Origin of the sequence: Methylotenera sp. (assembly GCF_013141425.1) — a bacterium.
Taxonomy (GTDB): domain Bacteria; phylum Pseudomonadota; class Gammaproteobacteria; order Burkholderiales; family Methylophilaceae; genus Methylotenera.
This window is the reverse complement of sequence record NZ_JABFRA010000036.1, coordinates 1-20,136: the sequence shown is the minus strand read 5'-3', so window position 1 is coordinate 20,136 and position 20,136 is coordinate 1. Positions and strand designations below refer to the sequence as shown.

The following is a 20,136-nucleotide window of genomic DNA, read 5'->3' as shown; positions in this document are numbered from 1 at the left end:
TTAGCACTTCTTTGATGTTGGTTTCAGACCAAGTTTTAATCGCATAAAGCATGTCTTTAAGCGTGTGACCAAGCGGGGTGAGGGCGTATTCTACTTTTGGCGGTACTGTCGCGTATACTTTTCTGTTGACTAAGCCGTCACGTTCTAAGCCGCGTAGGGTTTGCGTGAGCATTTTTTGTGAGATGCCACCAATTTCACGTTGGAGACTGCTGAAGCGTTTGGTTTCGCTTTCTAGCAGTATTACAACTAACACTGTCCATTTGTCGGCGATTCTATTGAGTATCAAACGCGTGGGGCAGTCTGCATTGAATGCGCAGGCTTGTGGTTGACTACCTAAATTTTCAAAGCTGTCTGTAATTAAGTCGTCCATATTTAACCTCGTTATTTTATAGGTATCTAAAAAGTGCCTATATGATGTTTTGGTGCCTACTTACTAAAAGTGACTAATGTGATTATACTGTGTTCAATGAATTAAGCCTATGGTCTTATGTTGGTTAACAGACGGACTTTTGGGAGCTGAAATGCAATATTCAATCTTGAATTATCTTGGAGAATAGACGATGAGCAATGTCATAGTGATTTACCACAGTGGTTATGGCCACACCAAAAAACAAGCGGAAGCAGTAGCGGAAGGTGCAAAGGCCGATTTAATTGCCATTGATGCGAATGGCGATATTACCGAAGCGGATTGGTTGAAGTTAGAGGTTGCTAAAGCAATTATTTTCGGCTCGCCTACCTATATGGGCTCTGTCAGCTGGCAGTTTAAAAAGTTTGCCGATGCGAGCTCTAAAGCTTGGTTTACGCAAAAATGGAAAAATAAGATATTTGCAGGCTTTACCAATTCAGCTTCGCTGAATGGGGATAAATTTTCTACGATTCAGTATTTTATTACGCTCGCCATGCAGCATTCCGGCGTATGGGTGGGTACAGGTCTATTACCAGCCAGCACCAAGGCGGCAAAGCGTGACGACACCAATTCTCTGGGCGGATTTTCTGGCGCGTTAATGGCTACGCCTTCTGACGCCACAGTTGAGGAAGTGAATAAAGGCGATTTAGAAACAGCTAAATTATTAGGTGTGCGAGTTGCTGAATTTGCTAATAAAATTTAAGCAAATAAATCTTGATGAATTGGAGCAGGGCGCTGACTATCCGCGCGTTCTTCCAAGAAATCAAAGGTGAGCGGACAGCGCGTTGGTTTTTTTGCGGCTTTTCGACGCTTAGGTGTGGCGGCTTCTAGGTCAATATAAGGTGTTTGGCTGATGCGCACGTAACCTGAGCTTGCAAGTTTTTGTGCGGTGGTTTCAAAGAGGCTGAGTGGATTATCGATATTTTGTAGGGTAACAACTGTTTTGCTGACTTTTAGTACGTTGTACATAACAAATTTGGCTGCGGTTTGTTTGCCGTAAATTTCGCCTGTATGAATTTCCACAATACCTCCAAAACCAAGTGTTTTTCTATATTAGCGCCACCAATAGCGATTCACAAGTGTTTTGCAGAGATTCAAATCTTTCTGCGTAGATTAATGTGCGCTTTAATCAGTTCTTTTGCTTGGTGGCGGAACATGGAGCCGTCAGTATCTTTAACCCATAAATGCAGTAAGCCGCTAAAGAACAAATGTGTATCAAGTGCGAGGTCGATTGGACTCAGTTTAACGGCTAATATGCCTTGCGACTCTGCACGTTCGTAGACATGTTTAATTTTACTGATGATACTAGAACAATTGCTCAAAATTTCTTGTGGAACCGAAGCGAATTCGTCAACGTATTCGCATTTAATCATCATGATTTCGTACATTTGACGCATTTCTAGGTTGTTATTCAGATCGTCTATCGTTTGGCAAAGGCTATTTTCAATTTGAGTGAGCGGATCTTCATTGGAGGCTAATGTGAGTGAGTCATCCATGCGGTCAATTAAAGGTAAAAAAACTTGCTCTCGAATGGCTTGGTAAATTTCAGTTTTATTTTTGAAATGCCAATAAACTGCACCACGCGTCACTTCAGCATGTGTTGCAATGTGTTCTAAGGTTGATCGGCTGACGCCACGCGACAGAAATACCGCTCGCGCAGAATTAATGATGCGCTTGCGTGTCAGTTCAGCATCTTCTTTAGTTTTTCTAACCATTTAGTCGAGTCTCACATGTAAAATTCTTGATTCACAAATTTTAATGAAAAAGCATTCATGTAAATTTAAAACAATTTTGTTAAATAGTTGTAAATTTAATATACATGCATGATTGTTTGTATATAATATACATACAAATTTGTATGTAAGCAAGCTTAATATTCACAACTATGAACAAAAATACTATATTAATCATTAGCATAATCAGTTAATTTGCCAATAAGTAATTAAAGAAGTAATTAAAGTGGAGCTACCAATGTCATTCAACAACACAAAACAACGCGCTCAAGTGAGTTTATTAAAAACTACAGCACTAATCTTAGCGATTGGTTTAGCTTTAAGTGCGTGTGGTAAAAAAGCAGACCCTGCTGTAGCGCAAATGGGTAGCGGTATGCCAGCCATGCCAGTTGGCGTGGTTGAATTAAAAGCGACTAGTGTGCCTATTAGCGCTGAAGCAGTCGCGCAAACTGAAGGTGCAAAAGAAGTCGAGATTCGTCCTCGCGTTGGTGGTATTTTACTTAAAAAACTGTTTGAAGAAGGTCAGCCAATTAAAGCAGGCCAAGCGATGTTCTTAATTGATCCTGTGCCATTTCAAATTGCTTTATCAAATGCCAAGGCGCAATTGGCACAACAGCAGGCGCGTGTGGAACAAACGCAACGTGAAGCAACGCGTTTAGATGGATTGTTGGCAACGCAATCAATCAGTAAGCGTGAAGCTGATAATGCCGGTTCGGACAGTACTTTGGCGCGTGCTAGCTTAGCACAAGCAGAAGCAGGAGTTCGTGAAGCACAATTGAGTTTATCTTACACCACTGTGACTTCACCGCTTTCAGGTATTGCAGGTCGCTTTGAATACTCAGAAGGCGCATTGGTGAATGCTAATACCAGTCTACTTACAACTGTCAGTCAAATCAGCCCAATCTGGGTGCGTTTTAGCTTGTCAGATAGCGAATTGGCAACGTTGGGTGGTCACGTGTCACCTGCCAATGTAAAAGCGGTCACCTTGATATTGCCCGATGGAACGGAATACGCTAAAAAAGGAAAATTAAATTTCGCTGCAAGCGGCATCGACCCACAACTGGCCACACAGCAACTACGTGCAACTTTTGACAATGATGATAAGCGTTTATTACCGGGTCAGTTCGTGCGTATCCGCGTGACAACAGGTACGCGTGATGGAGTGTTCTTACTGCCGCAAGCCGCTGTACAAACTAACGATCAAGGCAAATTTGTTTTTATTGCAGAACGCAATAAAGATGGCAAAACCGTGGCTGCTGTGCGCCCAATTGTAGAAGGTGGCTGGCAAGGCACTGACTGGGTGGTGTTGAGTGGTTTGAAAGCGGGCGAGCAGGTGATTGCCGATAATTTAATTAAGGTTAGGCCAGGTGCTGAAGTGAATCCACATCCATTTGGTGCTGTGCCTTTGGCGGCGCCAATAGGTGATTCAGCTAAAAAATCAGTTAAAAAAGGCTAACTAACATGACCAAGTTTTTTATCACGCGGCCCATTTTTGCCTCTGTACTTTCAATTATTATTGTACTGGCAGGTTTGGCGGCGGCATTTAAGCTGCCCATAGCGCAGTATCCACAAATTGCACCACCAACTGTCACTATTACCGCTAATTACCCAGGTGCGAGTGCGGAGACGCTTTCTAAAACCGTTGCTGGGCCAATTGAAGAACAGTTAAGCGGCGTAGATAACTTGTTGTATTTCAACTCCAGTGCCGACTCCAGCGGCACCTTGGTGATTACGGCTACCTTTGAAGTGGGTACCGATGTTGACCAAGCGACCTTTAATGTGAGTAATCGTGTCAATATTGCTACGCCACGTTTGCCAGATGATGTGCGTCGTAACGGCTTAATCGTGCAGAAAAAATCCAATGATATTTTGTTGGTGGTGATGCTCACTTCAAAAGACCCCAAACACGACCGTTTATTCTTAAGCAATTACGCCACGCTCAACGTGCTAGATGAATTTAAACGTGTAAAAGGCGTGGGCGATTCCCTGATTTTTGGTGGTCAAGATTATTCGATGCGAGTTTGGTTGCGGCCAGATCGCATGGCGCAACTAGGCGTTAGCACCAGTGATATTGCAGCAGCCATTACGGCGCAAAATAATCAATATGCGGCAGGTAAAATTGGCGCTGAACCTTCACCCACGAGTCAGCAATTAGTTTACACGGTTACTGCCAAGGGCCGATTAATTGAGCCTGAGCAGTTTGGCAATATCATTGTGCGTGCCGATGGCCCACGTGGGATTTTGTATTTGAAAGATGTTGCGCGTATTGAGTTGGGCGCACAAAGTTACAATGTGACTTCTGCGCTAAATGGTCAGACAGGCGTAGCTGTGCCGATATTTTTGCAAAGCGGTGCAAACGCTTTAGATACGGCTAAAGGCATTAAGGAAAAAATTGAAGAATTAAAAGCAACGTTTCCTGCGGGCATGGAATACACCATTCCTTATGACACCAGCGACTTTGTAAAGGCGACCATAGAGGAAGTGCTAAAAACGTTTGGTGAGGCGCTTGTGTTGGTGGTGTTGGTTGTGTTTTTATTCTTGCAAAGCTGGCGCGCGACGCTAATCCCCATCATTGCCGTGCCGATTTCTTTAATCGGAACCTTTGCTGGGCTGTATATTTTTGGTTTTTCCATCAATTTGCTTACGCTGTTTGCCATGATTTTGGCGATTGGTATTGTGGTGGATGATGCGATTGTGGTGCTGGAAAATACCGAGCGTTTAATGCGCGAAGAAAATCTGGACCCACTTTCAGCAGCGATTAAATCGATACATCAAGTATCTGCTGCGGTTGTAGCAATTGTACTGGTGCTGTGTGCTGTGTTCGTTCCGGTGGCTTTTCAAGGTGGAATTGCCGGTGAGTTATACCGTCAGTTTGCCGTGACGGTAGCGATTTCGGTGGTGATTTCTGGTGTGGTTGCCTTAACCTTAACCCCTGCACTGTGTGCCATGATTTTAAAGAAAACGCATGGTGAAAATTGGTTTTTTAAAAAATTCAATAGTGGCTTTGGCAAGTTCACTCACTTTTACACCGAAACTGTGGCCACCACGCTGAAGCATAAAATCATTGGTGGTTTGGCCTTTGGCGGTATTCTGATTGCGGTGATTTTCTTGTTTATGAAAGTGCCAGGCAGTTTTGTGCCAGCAGAAGACCAAGGTTATGTGGTGACAATTGTGGTGATGCCAGATGGTGCGACGCTAAGCCGCACGACCAAAACAACCGAAAATATTCGAGCGGCCATTGCGCAAGATCCAGCGGTAGCGCATGAGTTTGCTGTGAATGGTCTTGAATTGCTAACGGGGGCGAACAAAACCAATGCCGCGACCATGTTTGTGCGAATGAAAGATTGGGAAGAGCGCCAAGTAGGGTTGTTGCAGAAAGTGGCTAATTTGTTTAGAAGTAAAGAAAATCAGCGAATAGGAAAAAGTGCCGATGATATAGTTGGGCAACTTTTCGGTATCGGCATGAGTCAGCCGGATGGTATGGGGTTTGCAGTAAATCCGCCAGCCATTCGTGGTTTAGGTTCGGCCGGCGGTTTTGAAGTGTATGTGCAAAGTCAACGTGATACGGATCCGATTAAGCTTGCAGCGGTAATGAATAGTTTTATTGAAACCATGGCGGCAGAGCCAACCTTAACTGGACTTAACACCTTTTTCCGTCCAACCGTGCCGCAGTTAAAAATTGAGGTAGATGAAGCAAAAGCCATTTCACTTGGCGTAAAGATTTCTGATATCTATGCCACGTTACAAAGCACCATGGGGTCATTTTATGTGAATGATTTTAATAAGAATGGCCGCACCTATCGTGTGCAATTACAAGCAGAGCCGCAATTTAGAATGAAGCAGGAAGATTTAGGCAAGGTTTATGTGCGTAGCCAGCCTAGTGCTTTGTACCCAACGGGGAATATGATTCCACTGTCTGCTTTGAGCAAAGTCAGCACAATTGTAGGCGCGGAACAGTTAGAGCGTTATAACGGACTGCTTTCAGCGAAAGTATTTGGCAGCGGCGCCCCTGGTGTAAGTTCTGGAGATGCGATTTTAACCGTTGAGCGTATCGCAAAAGCTAATATGCCAGAGGGCTACCAAATTGCTTGGACTGGGCAAGCTTACCAAGAGAAACGCACCGGTTCGGCCGCCATGTTTGCTTTTGGTTTTGCCATCATTATGGTGTTTCTGATTTTGGCCGCGCAATTTGAAACTTGGGCTTTGCCATTGGCGGTGATTATGGCGATACCGTTTGCATTGGCAGGAGCTTTCTTAGCCGTACTGTTACGTGGCATGCCGAACGATATTTATTTTCAAATCGGTTTGATTACCTTGATTGGCTTGGCGGCAAAAAATGCGATTTTGATTGTGGAATTTGCCAGCCAAAAAATGGAGCTAGGAATGCCTGTTGCCCAAGCAGCATTGGAAGCCGCACGTTTGAGATTTAGACCAATCGTCATGACCTCGATGGCGTTTGTGTTAGGTATAGTGCCCTTAGTATTCGCTACTGGCGCGGGTGCAGCAGCGCGACAATCCATGGGAACAGGTGTGTTTGGTGGCATGATATTGGCTACCTTTATTGCAACCATATTTATTCCCTTGTTCTTTACGTGGCTATCGGGCAAGCATGTGCGACATCATGGCCAAATTGAAACAACACTACATGCACAGGAGACCGTGTGATGCAGCCTTTAACTTTGAATGAGCAAAAATTGTTTAATATAAGACTTACTGGTTTGATTGTTTCAGCCTTGTTTCTTTCTGCATGCCAATCGGTTGGACCAAATTACACGCGACCAGAGTTGCCAGTTCCTGCGCAATACAGTGAAACTGTAGACCAAACTCCAAGTAAAGTTTCTCAAACTTGGTGGACGCAGTATCAAGATGCTACTTTGAATGCGTTGCTAGATAAAGCTTTGCAAAACAATGCTGACATAAAATTGGCGATTGCGCGTATTGATGAAGCAGAAGCCTTTGCCAACGAGGTAGGTGCTGCAACACTTCCACAAGTGGATTTAAATGCGGGTGCTAGCCGCACACGCTCTACTGAATTGGGAGGAAACCCTGTGAATGTTAATCCGCGAAATAACTATAAGGCGCAGTTAGGTACAGCCTTTGAAGTCGATTTTTGGGGAAAAATAGCACGTGCTAAGGAATCAGCGCGCGCCCAAGTGCTGTCAAGTCGCTATGCAAAAGATACGGTAGCCTTGTCATTATCTGGCTTGGTTACAGGCAATTATTTGGTATTACGAAGTTTAGATTCTCAAATCGCTATTGTGCAAAACAACATCAAAAGTCGAGATGAAAGTCTGGCACTGACGAAGCGTCGATTAGAAGGCGGCGTAGCTTCTGGTCTAGATGTACGACAGGCAGAAGTAGCCACTGCAAATTTAAGTGCGCAATTGGCTGAACTCAATCGACTGAGGGCTTTGAGTTTGCATCAATTGGCAGTGCTAACTGGAGATTTAAGTTTACATATTGCAGGTGCTGACATTCAAGCTTTACCAGTCCCGCCAACGCCGCCAGCAGGCTTGCCTTCAGCTTTGCTAGAAGCGCGGCCTGATGTACGTCAGGCCGAAGAGCAGATGATTGCAGCCAACGCAAAAATCGGTGTGGCTAAAGCTGCCTTATATCCGACCATCTCCCTGACAGCGAGCCTAGGTGGTGAAAGTTTGGAGTTGGGCGATATACTTAAATCCGCAGCACGTATTTGGACAGGTGGCGTGAGTTTGTATTTGCCTATTTTTGACTCAGGAAAATTAAATGCCAGAGTTGATCAAGCCAGTGCTAAACAAAAACAAGCGTTAGCCAGCTATGAAAGCGCCGTGCAAAGTGCGTTTAGAGAAGTGAATGATGCGCTGGTTAATTTGCGGCAAAATACAGAACGTGAGGCCGCGCTTTATAGAAGTCAGGAAGCTGCGAAAAAAGCCTTGGCTATTTCAGAAAATCGATATCAGTCTGGTTATTCTGCTTATTTAGATGTCCTGGATGCGCAGCGCGTATATAACGATGCGGCTTTATCCTTTGTACAAAGCCGGCAGGCAAGGTTGTTAGCGACTGTTGATTTGTTTAAAGCGCTGGGCGGCGGCTGGCAGGCCAATTAAGCTAGTTTAGAATTAATTGGCTGGTTTTAGGCGGCTAATTGGTTTTCTAAAATTTGCGAGTAAGTGACGCGTAGCCAGTTATCATGGTATTCAAGTGCCTCATCAAACTTAACCTGCATGTTTTTACCTGAAATATTTACGTTGTAAGCCGCGTTTTTGATGTAATGCAACCGCGGTACGATCAGCGATTCTTGTTTTGTTACGGTGAATTCTTTTGGCAGGTATAAGCAAGTAAAACTAGCGGTTTCACTGCTAAACTTGAGTGGATCCTTTGCAGTTCTGCCAATATTGCTTGCTGTACTGGAACTAGCAGCAGCGCTGAAATCGGCTTTTTTTGACTGATTGCTATTTTGCTGAATGTTTCTGGCTTCGGCGCAAAAGGCAGTTGTGCTTAACAATTCTATGCCCAGGTGTAGTTCATTGCCGATGACTGGCTTGATGCTGCGGATAACGCCAATTTTAGTGGTATCTTTCTGATCTGAAAAGGAAATTCCAACCAGCATACCTAGGCTTACCTCATTCGCAGGTTTGCTGGTATACATGCCAATGCCTTGGCTGCTTTCGTCAATGATTTTAGATTGTCCCGCACCTAAGTCCAAATAAATAATATTGGGCTCTGTGCTGGTTTTACCAATTGAATGTGTTGCCAACCGTTCATCAAAAGATTTATTGCCTTGATAGGATTTTCCTACGCGCTGAATACGCATATTTTCATGTTGCTGAATATGGTAACAAGTATTTTCAAAGCCAAAAGTTGTAGACGCGTATTTGCTAGTTTTAACCCGATCAACAGCTCTACGTTGGCGTTTATATTCGCCGCGCGACCACTCAGAGCGTAAAATTTCTAGCGTGGCGAGTGCATATTTGTTGGTTATAAAATCCTTCATTTCTTGCTGTTTGGGGGCGATGTTGTACTCGAGCAGAGACAAGCACAGTTCTACTTTTAAATTAACGCTGTCAAAGCACCAATAGCGGCAGTTATCGGTGGGCTTAAAATTTCTGATTCGCTTGGCTGGAGCGTCGCTAGTGGTATCGACATAGAACAAATGTTTATGCTCATCGTAGATTTTTTGAATAAGAATTTTTGGCGTCCAACTGGCAAGCATCTGGCTGACTAATTCAATTTGCTTGCGGTGAAAACTTAAGCTTTCTAAGCTACCCAGCATGCAAGCTTGAATATAGGCGGAGGCAATGGTAGTTATTTCTTGATCTTCATAAGTTCTAACATAGGTTTCTAGTATCGCGTTCTTTTCAGCAATCAAATACAATTTTGCCAATTGCAACCAAACGTTTGCTGGTGCACTTTGATAGTTGTAATAACGCCATTTTATCATTTGGGTCGCGTTATTGATTGCGCGTACCAGCATCATAGGTAATGTGCTCGGTTGAAAAGGCGCCAAGTGCTGAATAAGCGTGTTGTAGACTAAAAATTGCTGGCGGTAGTGTAAAAATACGGCGTTGGCAATGCGCTCTTCAAGCTCAAGGCTCATGTTGTCAATATTGATGTAATGCGTTGTAATTCTATCGACAATAATGTGCGTTTTTTCGTCAATTGCAAAAAGAGCATTCAAATATTGATCATCTTCAAAAATATTCTTTTTTGCATCTTCATTTAATCGTTTGGTGGAATGCTCAATAGCCGAGATGTCATCCATCCCTTCCAATTCCTTAGCCCAAGCTAAAACATCTAATCGCTTAGGTGCTTTTGATTGATTAAATAAGTTTTTTAGAAATTCCATAGAGTGTGTCTTTTATAGGATTATCATTTTAAAGTAGTAATGCTCTAAAGTGATAGAAGCAAGTAGCGTGCCATATGCTTTGTGGTATTTAAAGTCGGGTTTTAAGTGCGGATTACAACCCGTTAGATTTTATTCTTCTAAATTACGGTTAGAGGTAAATTCTTAGCCATGATAAAATGACTGGGTTTATATTACTGTTAAATTCTGTTAAATATGATTGTTCGCACGCGTTTTGCCCCAAGTCCCACAGGGTTTCTTCATATAGGCGGTGCTCGTACCGCGCTATTTTCATGGGCGTTTGCCAAGAAGCACGGCGGAACTTTTATTTTGCGCATTGAAGATACCGACGTTGCACGGAGCACGCCAGAGGCAGTGCAAGCCATATTGGATGGCATGAAGTGGTTGGGTTTGGATTATGACGATGGTCCTTTTTATCAAATGCAACGGATGGTTCGTTATAAACAAGTGCTTCAAACCATGCTGGAAGCGGGTAGTGCCTATTACTGTTATAGCAGTAAAGAAGAGTTAGACGCCTTGCGTGAACAGCAAATGGCCAATAAGCAAAAGCCGCGTTATGACGGCAAATGGCGTCCTGAGGTTGGCAAAACCTTACCTGAAGTGCCGAAAGATATTTCACCAGTGATTCGATTTAAAAATCCAATTGATGGCGTTGTGGCTTGGGATGATCTGGTTAAAGGTTGTATTGAAATTGCTAATGCTGAACTGGATGATTTGATTATCGCCCGTGCCGATGGTACGCCAACATATAACTTCTGTGTGGTGGTGGATGATAGCGACATGGGCATCACACAAGTGATTCGCGGTGATGACCACGTGAACAACACGCCGCGTCAAATTAATATGCTAAAAGCCTTGGCTGAGATTGATTCCAAAATTATTGTGCCGCAGTACGCGCATTTGTCGATGATTCTTGGTAATGATGGGCAAAAACTCTCTAAGCGCCATGGTGCGGTCAGTGTAATGCAATATGACGATGACGGCTATTTACCTGATGCGGTGATTAATTATTTAGCACGTTTGGGCTGGAGTCATGGCGACGAAGAGGTTTTTAGTAAACAGCAGTTTGCCGAGTGGTTTGATTTGGACCATATTACGCCTTCAGCCGCACAATTTAATACCGAAAAATTAAATTGGTTAAACAATCATTACATAAAAACCACTGATTTAGGGCTGCTCGCAAAGGATATCACACGCCGCTTAGCAAATAGGGGTGTTACGGTAACTACGCAAGTGAATATTAAGGATGCGATTGCGCTTTATCGTGATAGGGCAAATACATTAAATGAACTAGCCCAAAGTATTGCCTATTTTTATAGCAAACCGCAACTAGATGAAGCGGCTAAAGAAAAGCATATCACTACAGACATTTTGCCCGTGCTAAATGGCTTGGCTACGCAGCTTGCGGATATCACTTGGACTGCCGAAGCGCTTCATGCTGCTGTAGAACATAGCGTGACTAGTAATGCGCTAAAATTTCCCAAAGTGGCGATGCCGCTTCGGGTCATGCTTACTGGTGGCGCACAATCGCCTAGCATTGACGCGGTGATGGCGATATTGGGTAAAGATGAGGTGTTGGCTAGAATTCATGCTGTACTCAGCTAATTTGCGTTTACTTTAATTTAATTTAATGTTCTCTAAGGCTATTGAATACCGTGTAATTTGCCTCATATCAATGCAGAGGCCTAGAAATAGCTAAAAGTAATGGAACAAAATACATTGTTCTTAATCTCAACTAGAGTAATATCAATGCTGTAGCTAATCGTTGTCGATGATGTTACGAATTATTTATTTAACTCCAAATAATAGGAGAAAGTCATGAATCAAAAAGGGCAAATGTTACAAGACCCATTTCTTAATGCGTTACGTAAAGAACACGTCGCTGTATCTATTTATCTCGTCAATGGTATTAAATTGCAAGGTCAGGTTGATTCGTTTGATCAATACGTGATTTTGCTTAAAAACACCGTTACTCAAATGGTTTATAAGCATGCAATCTCAACAATAGTGCCAGCTCGCATGGTGAGTATCAGTTCAGCAGAAGGCGAAGAATAAGCGTTGAAAGATTTGTTTGAACGACCAAGTGGTGGCGATGCCGCCATTATGGTGAGCGTAGACTTCGGTGAGAACGACTATGAGGAAAGTTTGCACGAGCTTAGGCAGTTAAGCATTAGTGCAGGTTTGGCAATACGCGGCACAGTGGAAGGTAAGCGCTCAACCCCTGATGCCAAATATTTCATTGGCAGTGGTAAAGCCGATGAGCTGGCGCAAGTGATGCAGGCCAGTGAATCAAACATCGCGGTATTCAATCATGATCTTTCTCCGTCGCAGCAGCGAAATTTAGAGCGCTTGCTGCAAGCGCGCGTGGTAGATAGAACGGGGTTAATTCTCGATATATTCAGTCAGCGCGCACAGAGCCACGAAGGTAAGCTACAAGTTGAGCTGGCGCAGTTGGAACATTTGTCCACACGCTTAGTCAGAGGTTGGACGCACTTGGAGCGTCAAAAAGGCGGTATCGGTGTGCGTGGTGGACCGGGTGAGTCGCAATTGGAGTTGGATAGACGGATGTTGCGTGTACGCGTAAGGCAACTGCGGGAAAAGCTGATTAAGCTTAAAGCGCAGCGCGGTATGCAACGCAAATCACGCCAACGTTCAAATGTCATGACTGTCTCTTTAGTTGGGTATACCAATGCAGGAAAATCGACCGTATTTAATCGCCTTACGAAAGCGGACATTTATGTGGCGGACCAATTATTTGCCACCCTGGACACCACTACACACAAAATTTATGTTGACGATTGTGGCGCAGTGGTGCTTTCAGACACGGTGGGATTTATCAAGCATTTGCCACATGCTTTGGTTGAGGCGTTCAGCGCTACGCTAGAAGAAGCGGTGCAAGCTGATTTGTTGTTGCATATTGTGGATACAGCCAGCACCAATCGCGATGAACAGATTGCGCAGGTCAATAAAGTGCTGCAAGAAATTGGTGCCGCCAAGGTGCCGCAGATTCTGGTACACAATCAGATTGATCGTGTAGGCTTGCCACCTACAATTGAGCGCGATGAATATGGTAGAATTAAGACTATACACGCATCAGCTAAAACGGGTGAGGGCATGAATTTATTAAGGCTGGCGATGGCAGAGCATCACCAGTATTTACAGAAACTAAGTACTGAAGAAAGCGCATACGCGTAAAAAAGTCATAGGTTGTTATATAAAATCAATTGCATTATTTTTGGAGTTTTGAATGATTAAATTTCCCGGTTGGGGGCAACGCAATAACGAAGGTCCTCCAGATTTAGATCAGGTAATGCGTGATTTAAGCCGCAAAATAAATACCTTATTTGGTAAGAGTGGCAATAATGGTTCGCCTAGTGCGCCAAGTGGAAATGGTAATAATGTGAGCTTGCCTATTCTGCCTATATTAGTCGTTCTCTTGCTAATCTGGTTGGCGACGGGTTTTTACTTGGTGGATTCAGGTTCCAAAGGTGTTGTGCAACGCTTTGGTAAAATGGCAGACGAAACAACAGAGCCTGGCCCACGTTGGCATTTACCGTATCCCCTCGAAAAAGTGACCGTGGTAAATATGGAGCAGGTGCGTCGATTAGAAGTTGGTTATCGAAGTAGTGGCGAAGGAAGTGGCAGCAAAACCAAGCATCCAAAAGAAGCCTTGATGCTGACGGAAGATGAAAACATTATTGATTTGCAGTTTGCCGTGCAATACAACCTAAAAAATCCGACGGAGTATTTGTTTAATAACCGAGATACAGACGCCGCCGTGATGTCAGCCGCTGAAACAGCAATTCGCGAAGTGGTGGGTAAAAATAAATTAGATGATTTATTGCAAAAAGGCTTGCAAGATACGTCAGAGCGCATGCAGGTGATTTTAGACAGCTATAAAGCGGGTGTGAAAATCATCAGCGTTTCATTGCAAAGTGCACAGCCGCCAGAAGAAGTGCAAGAAGCCTTTGAAGACGTTAACCGTGCAAATCAGGATAATCAACGCCAGATAAACGAAGGTCAGGCCTATGCCAATGATGTGATACCTAAAGCACGTGGTACTGCATCGCGATTATTGGCTGAATCTGCAGGTTACAAACTCAAAATTGAAAGTGAAGCACGAGGTAACGCCAGTCGTTTTGATCAAATATTAACGCAATACAATAACGCGCCTGAAGTCACGCGTCAGCGTTTGTTTTTAGATGCACAAGAACAAATTTTATCTAGCGTAAGCAAGGTCGTGATTGATCAAAAAGCGGGCAGCATGATGTATTTGCCTTTGGATAAGCTCATTGGCAGTGCGCCAAATGCACCACAGCAATCACAATCGTTGCAATCATTAAATCCGCAAGCGGCCATTGTGCCGGATGTGGCAGCTACAACTGACCGTACACGTGATGCTTTCCGTAGTCGCGACAGAGAAAGCAGGTAAGGAATCATCATGAAAAATTTAACGAATATCCTTGTTGTTGTCGTAGTAGCTTTCTTTTTTCTGATGACTTCAGCCTACACCGTAGATCAAACGGAGTTTGTTGTAGTTAAACGCTTAGGTGAAATCGTCGCAGTAAAAAAAGAACCGGGTCTTAATTTCAAAGTGCCTTTTATTGATGATTTAAAACGATTCGAAAATCGTATTGTGACCTTAGATTGGGAGCAACCGGCAAAATTTATCACCAGTGAAAATAAATACATGATGGTCGATTCTTTTGTGAAATGGCGCATTATTGACCCAGCAAAATACTATGTTTCAATCAAAGAAGGCGGCGAAGTTGCGGCAGAAGACAGACTTTCAAAAGTTGTGAATGCAGGCTTGCGTGCTGAATTTGGTAAACGTACCGTGCATGATGTAATTGCAGGTGAGCGTGAAGTTATTATGAAAAATCTGCGCAATAAAGCAGATATTGAAGCGCGGCAAATGGGCATTCAGGTAGTGGATGTGCGCTTGAAACGCGTTGATTATTCGGAAGATATCAGCAAGTCCGTGTATGACCGTATGATCGCTGAGCGCAAACGTCTAGCCAATCAGTTGCGCTCAGAAGGTTCAGCAGCCTCTGAAAAAATTCGTGCTGATGCGGATAAGCAACGTGAAGTCATTATCGCAGAAGCTTATCGAGAAGCGCAAAAAGCTAAAGGTGAAGGGGATGCCAAGGCCGCTGAAATCTACAATCAGTCGTATAGCCGAAATCCAGAGTTTTATGCGTTTTATCGCAGTACCGAAGCGTATAAAAATAGCTTTAAAAGCAAGAGTGATGTCATGGTGCTCGATCCGAATTCTGACTTCTTTAAGTACATGCGTAGCCCGACTAAAAAGTAAGTGAATAGTACTTTAATTACTGCTTTAGGATTGATGTTGGTGTTGGAGGGCTTGTTGCCCTTGCTATTGCCTCGGACTTGGCGGGAATCTTTCAAACGTATGATAGCGCTTAAAGATGGTCAATTACGATTTATTGGTTTGGTCTCCGTATTTGCAGGTGTGGTATTAATTTTGTTAAGTAGCTAATCGTGTTGGATTTAATGTTTTTAAATTAAATAATTAGTTACATAAAGTGATGATGAAAAATGCGTAATTGGTTACTCCCAGAATATATTGAAGATGTGCTACCTGCAGAAGCAGCACGAATTGAGACATTGCGCCGTATCTTATTGGATTTATTCAAAGTACATGGCTATCAATACGTCATTCCACCGATGTTGGAGTACATGGAATCGCTGATTACTGGGGTTGGGCATGATTTAGACTTGGCGACGTTTAAAGTAGTTGATCAACTTACAGGCCGTCTGATGGGTGTGCGAGCAGATATGACGCCGCAAGCCGCGCGTATTGATGCACATTTGCTGAATCATCAAGGGATCACACGCCTATGTTATGCCGGTAGTGTATTGCGTACAAAACCAGATGGTTTAGCGCAAACGCGTGAACCATTGCAAATTGGCGCTGAAATTTACGGCCATGCTGGCGTAGCGAGCGACATTGAAATACAAGGCTTGTTGATTAAAGCATTGCAAGCCATTGGTATCGGGCAAGTGCATGTGGATCTTAGCCATGTGAATGTTTTTGGCAGCATTATTGAAGCAAGTCAAATAGACGCACAACTTGAGCAAGCACTCTTTGCCGCACTGCAAAGTAAAGATCAATCGGCCGTTACTGCCTTGGCGTCAGGTTTAAACCAAGCGACGCGTGATGCGCTTATTCAATTAACTACGCTAAATGGCGATCAATCGATACTTGCTAAAGCAGCACAACTATTGCCTGCCACGCCCGCCATCAAAAGTGCCTTAGCTGAGCTCGCTAAAGTGAGTGAGGCTTTAGCAAAGCTAGGCGTTACAGTGAGTTTTGATCTTAGCGAATTGCGTGGTTATCATTACCATAGCGGTATTGTTTTTGCAGCGTACGCACAGGGTTATAAAGGCCCCTTAGCATTAGGCGGGCGCTACGACGAAGTTGGTCAGGCCTTTGGTCGGGCTCGCCCTGCGACTGGGTTCAGTTTAGATTTACGCGGCGTAGTTACCGCGTTGTCCCCCGCAACCCCAGTGCTAGCGATTTATGCGCCTGCCGATGAAGACGAAGCATTAAGTGCAAAAATCGAGGGTTTACGGGAAGAAGGCCATGTAGTTATTCAGGCACTTGTCGGTTTAGAAGAAAACACCACAGAATTGAACTGCAATAGAAAGCTCGTGCACTATCAGTCAGGCTGGCATGTGGTGGCGATTGAAAACAGTAAATCTGTTGCATCCAAGTAATTATCACTCATAAATTAAAATTAAAAGTAAACGTTATGGCAAAAAATTCAGTAGCTAAAAATGTAGTCGTCATTGGTACACAATGGGGTGATGAAGGCAAAGGCAAAATTGTTGATTGGTTGACCGATCACGCCCAAGGCGTAGTGCGCTTTCAGGGCGGCCATAATGCCGGCCATACACTAGTGGTCGGGCAGGGCGATGCACAACGTGTTTACAAGCTAAACTTGGTGCCATCTGGTATTGTGCGTTCTGGCATCAACTGTTACATCGGTAATGGTGTAGTGTTGGATGCAGGCCATTTACTCGGAGAAATTGCCGCTCTAGAAAAAGATGGATTAGAAGTTAAAAATCGCCTTAAAGTGAGCTCTGGCTGCCCATTGATTTTAGGTCACCACGTGGCGCTTGATACAGCAAGGGAAGCGAAGCGTGCGGTTAAAATCGGCACCACAGGCAAAGGCATTGGTCCTGCATATGAAGACAAAGTATCGCGTCGCGCTTTACGTGTTTACGACTTATTTTACCCTGAGCGTTTTTCTGAAAAATTACGTGAAGTGATGGATTATCACAATTTTGTTTTAACTAATTACTTAGGCGCAAAAGCCGTTGATTTTAATCAACAATATGATGCTTCAATGCAACACGCTATTGCCCTAAAACCAATGATTTCTGATATTTCAGCGGATTTATACGCCGCCAACGCGCGCGGCGATAATTTGTTATTTGAAGGCGCGCAAGGCACGCTGTTAGATATTGACCACGGCACCTATCCCTATGTCACTTCAAGTAACTGCATTGCAGGTCAAGCCTCGGCTGGTACGGGCGTGGGTGCCAATATGCTACATTACGTATTGGGCATCACTAAAGCCTACACCACACGTGTAGGCGGCGGCCCTTTCCCAAGCGAGTTGGATATTGATACCGAAGGTGCTCCAGGCACTCAGATGTCGGTCAAAGGTCAAGAAATCGGTACTGTGACTAAGCGTAAACGCCGCTGCGGCTGGTTTGATGCCTCAGCACTACGCCGTTCAGCCATGATTAACGGCCTTACAGGCTTATGCATTACCAAGCTGGATGTGCTGGATGGCATTAAAGAACTCAAAATCTGTATTGGCTATGAGCTGGATGGTAAAAAAATTGACGTGTTGCCTATTGGCGCCGATGATGTAGCTGGTTGTAAACCTATTTTTGAGACCATTTCAGGCTGGACTGAAAATACCTTTGGTGTTAAAACTTGGGATGGCTTACCAAAAAATGCACAAAATTACCTAAAACGCCTAGAAGCGCTTTGTGGAGTTAAAGTCGCCATTGTTTCAACTGGCCCAGAGCGCGATGAAACGATTGTTATTGAGCATCCATTTGCTTAGTAAGGCAAGTAACAATGATGACGAAATGTTGAAACTTTTGGGTAAGGAATGCACCGACCAATCTGGCGCGAAAATTACTAAAGATTTACATCTGGAGTAGCATATTTCATGGCTAAAATAATGAACCAGCGCCTAGCATGGGCAATTACAGGTTCGGGGCATTATTTGCGCGATACCTTGGCTTTGCTCGCTACACTTGAAAATGTTGATGTTTATTTAAGCAAAGCGGCAGCCGAGATCATCAAGCAATATGGCTTTCAAGCACAATTAGAAGCTACCGGGCATAAGATTTACCAAGATAAAACCGCCAGCAGCGTGCCTGTAGGCTTGTTTTATGAAGGAGCGTATCACACGCTAATTATTTCACCAGCCACCTCAAACACCATCGCTAAAATGGCGTATGGTTTTTCCGATTCCTTAGTCACTAATTTATATGCCCAAGCAGGTAAAACCCGCGTGCCAAGCATTATTTTCGCCTGTGATACCGCGCCAGTATCTGATCTTCCGTTTATAGAGTCAGAAGCACCGCGTGAAAATATCGTGCAAATTTATCCTCGAAAAATCGACTTGGATAATGTAGAAAAATTAGCCAGCTTTGAGTACACAACAATCGCTGAGAGTTTTTCATGCCTCTGCGAGGCAGTATCCATGCGGCTCGCAGAGGTACACTTGTAACGCTATGCAAGACAAATCTGAAAATTTACTTTTTGTAACTGGCAAACTGGCCGAAAAAAGTTTACATAAAGTGTTGGCAGAAGTACAAGCCAATCCGAAAATCCCTCCCTTTAAATACCGTGTAGAGCAGCTTGGTGTTTCTGTCGCGGCGCTCATGACTCCCGAAATGATTGCGCGTCGTCTAAAAACTACTGGCATTGCCAATAAAATGATATTGCCAGGGCTATGTCAGGGCGACTTAAGTCAGTTACATCGGCAGTTTGGCATTCCAGTTGAGCGCGGGCCGAATGATTTAAAAGATTTGCCGCAGTATTTTGGGCAGGCTGGAAAATCACCCGATTTAAGTCTATATAGCACGCTGATTTTTGCTGAAATTGTCGATGCACCTGATTTAACTGTGGCACAAATTCTCGCCAAGGCTAAACGGTTTCAAGCGCAAGGCGCGAATGTAATTGATTTGGGTTGCTTGCCCAATCGTCCGTTTGCACATTTGGCCGAGGCGATAAAAGCTTTAAAACAAGCGGGTTTTAGGGTGAGTGTGGATAGCATAAACACCGAAGAATTGTTGCTGGCAGGCAAGTCTGGCGCAGATTATTTGTTAAGCCTGAGTGAAAATAATCTTTGGATCGCTGATAAAGTCGCCGCCACACCCATATTGATTCCCGCTAAAGCAGGTAGTTTGGCATCGCTTTATCGCGCAATTGAAATTTGCTTAAAAAATGGTAAAAGTTTTATCGCTGACCCGATTTTAGATCCAATTCATTTTGGATTAGCGGATTCGATTGTGCGATATCACAAGCTACGCAAAAAATTCCCCAATATCGCCGTGATGATGGGCATAGGTAATGTGACGGAACTGACCGATGCTGATACTACAGGCATCAACGCAATTTTGTTTGGTTTAATATCTGAGCTCAATATCAACGCTGTGCTGGCCACTTCGGTGAGCCCGCACGCAGTAAATGCGATTGCTGAGGCCGATGTTGCGCGGCGAGTAATGTTTGCTGCAAAACAGGATGACCGTTTGCCGCGTGGCTACAGTAACGGCTTGCTTGGCTTACATGACAGAAAACCCTTCCCTTATAACGCCGATGAAATTGTAGAACTGACCACGCAGATAAAAGATCCGAGCTTTAGAATTATGGTGAGTGAGGCGGGCGTGCACGTTTACAACCGCGATGGGGCGCAGTTAGCCGTTGATCCTTTTGCCTTTTACCCAAAACTAGGGGTTGAAAATGATGCCTCACATGCGTTTTATTTAGGCGTGGAACTAGCGCGTGCGCAAATTGCACATCAATTGGCTAAGCGCTATGTGCAAGATGAAATGCTGCTGTGGGGCGTCAATAGCCAAGCTACAGATATAGCCCCTAAAGT

Annotated in this window: 18 protein-coding genes; 14 read left to right on the top strand and 4 right to left on the bottom strand. The window is 44.0% G+C overall.

Annotated features, from left to right (window positions below; genetic code table 11):
- Positions 1-370, bottom strand: a 370-nt coding sequence (locus HOO90_RS03215) for a helix-turn-helix domain-containing protein (RefSeq protein ID WP_292839404.1), incomplete at its 3' end; no start/stop codon positions are given.
- A 190-nt stretch (positions 371-560) separates the two neighbouring features.
- On the opposite strand from HOO90_RS03215, the gene HOO90_RS03210 reads away from it, so the two are divergent.
- A complete protein-coding gene (locus tag HOO90_RS03210; RefSeq protein ID WP_292839402.1) occupies positions 561-1,109 on the top strand; it encodes a flavodoxin family protein in 549 nt (182 codons plus the stop codon).
- Here the strand turns inward: HOO90_RS03210 and HOO90_RS03205 are convergent.
- Positions 1,106-1,429, bottom strand: coding sequence for a hypothetical protein (locus tag HOO90_RS03205; protein ID WP_292839400.1), 324 nt, complete (start codon positions 1,427-1,429; stop codon positions 1,106-1,108). The genes HOO90_RS03210 and HOO90_RS03205 overlap by 4 nt on opposite strands.
- A gap of 71 nt (positions 1,430-1,500) precedes the next feature.
- Complete coding sequence (locus tag HOO90_RS03200; protein ID WP_292839398.1) at positions 1,501-2,121, bottom strand: TetR family transcriptional regulator; 621 nt, start codon at positions 2,119-2,121, stop codon at positions 1,501-1,503.
- 256 nt (positions 2,122-2,377) lie between these two features.
- Here HOO90_RS03200 and HOO90_RS03195 point away from each other — a divergent pair, with 256 nt between their 5' ends.
- The 3 genes from HOO90_RS03195 to HOO90_RS03185 are packed head-to-tail and all read left to right on the top strand — an operon-like array spanning position 2,378 to position 8,225.
- Positions 2,378-3,595: an efflux RND transporter periplasmic adaptor subunit gene (locus HOO90_RS03195; RefSeq protein WP_292839396.1), complete on the top strand. Its 1,218-nt coding sequence runs from the start codon at positions 2,378-2,380 to the stop codon at positions 3,593-3,595.
- Between the two features lie 5 nt (positions 3,596-3,600).
- The gene (locus HOO90_RS03190; RefSeq protein WP_292839394.1) at positions 3,601-6,804 is read left to right on the top strand and encodes an efflux RND transporter permease subunit; all 3,204 of its coding nucleotides are present in this window, start codon (positions 3,601-3,603) and stop codon (positions 6,802-6,804) included.
- Positions 6,804-8,225, top strand: coding sequence for an efflux transporter outer membrane subunit (locus HOO90_RS03185; RefSeq protein ID WP_292839392.1), 1,422 nt, complete (start codon positions 6,804-6,806; stop codon positions 8,223-8,225). Before HOO90_RS03190 ends, HOO90_RS03185 begins: the two co-directional genes overlap by 1 nt.
- A 26-nt stretch (positions 8,226-8,251) precedes the next feature.
- Here HOO90_RS03185 and HOO90_RS03180 read toward each other — a convergent pair whose 3' ends face one another.
- Positions 8,252-9,964 carry a hypothetical protein gene (locus tag HOO90_RS03180; protein WP_292839390.1) on the bottom strand — a complete coding sequence of 571 codons (1,713 nt, stop codon included), beginning with the start codon at positions 9,962-9,964 and terminating at the stop codon, positions 8,252-8,254.
- 213 nt (positions 9,965-10,177) lie between these two features.
- Between HOO90_RS03180 and gltX the strand changes: the two genes are divergently transcribed.
- From gltX to HOO90_RS03130, 10 genes are all read left to right on the top strand, one after another.
- Positions 10,178-11,587, top strand: coding sequence for a glutamate--tRNA ligase (gltX, locus tag HOO90_RS03175; RefSeq protein ID WP_292839388.1), 1,410 nt, complete (start codon positions 10,178-10,180; stop codon positions 11,585-11,587).
- Between the two features lie 213 nt (positions 11,588-11,800).
- A complete protein-coding gene (gene hfq / locus HOO90_RS03170) occupies positions 11,801-12,037 on the top strand; it encodes an RNA chaperone Hfq (RefSeq protein WP_292839386.1) in 237 nt (78 codons plus the stop codon).
- A 12-nt stretch (positions 12,038-12,049) separates the two neighbouring features.
- Positions 12,050-13,177, top strand: a complete 1,128-nt coding sequence (gene hflX, locus HOO90_RS03165; RefSeq protein WP_292839406.1) for a GTPase HflX — start codon at positions 12,050-12,052, stop codon at positions 13,175-13,177.
- A 52-nt stretch (positions 13,178-13,229) separates the two neighbouring features.
- Positions 13,230-14,414 carry an FtsH protease activity modulator HflK gene (hflK, locus tag HOO90_RS03160; RefSeq protein WP_292839384.1) on the top strand — a complete coding sequence of 395 codons (1,185 nt, stop codon included), beginning with the start codon at positions 13,230-13,232 and terminating at the stop codon, positions 14,412-14,414.
- Positions 14,415-14,423: 9 nt separating this feature from the next.
- Positions 14,424-15,296: a protease modulator HflC gene (gene hflC, locus HOO90_RS03155; RefSeq protein WP_292839382.1), complete on the top strand. Its 873-nt coding sequence runs from the start codon at positions 14,424-14,426 to the stop codon at positions 15,294-15,296.
- Complete coding sequence (locus HOO90_RS03150) at positions 15,297-15,482, top strand: DUF2065 domain-containing protein (protein ID WP_292839380.1); 186 nt, start codon at positions 15,297-15,299, stop codon at positions 15,480-15,482.
- A gap of 59 nt (positions 15,483-15,541) precedes the next feature.
- A complete protein-coding gene (locus HOO90_RS03145; RefSeq protein WP_292839378.1) occupies positions 15,542-16,723 on the top strand; it encodes an ATP phosphoribosyltransferase regulatory subunit in 1,182 nt (393 codons plus the stop codon).
- 35 nt (positions 16,724-16,758) lie between these two features.
- The gene (locus tag HOO90_RS03140; RefSeq protein ID WP_292839376.1) at positions 16,759-18,087 is read left to right on the top strand and encodes an adenylosuccinate synthase; all 1,329 of its coding nucleotides are present in this window, start codon (positions 16,759-16,761) and stop codon (positions 18,085-18,087) included.
- Between the two features lie 108 nt (positions 18,088-18,195).
- The gene (locus tag HOO90_RS03135) at positions 18,196-18,762 is read left to right on the top strand and encodes a flavoprotein (protein WP_292839374.1); all 567 of its coding nucleotides are present in this window, start codon (positions 18,196-18,198) and stop codon (positions 18,760-18,762) included.
- Positions 18,763-18,766: 4 nt separating this feature from the next.
- On the top strand, positions 18,767-20,136 hold a 1,370-nt coding region (locus HOO90_RS03130), incomplete at its 3' end, for a DUF6513 domain-containing protein (protein ID WP_292839372.1).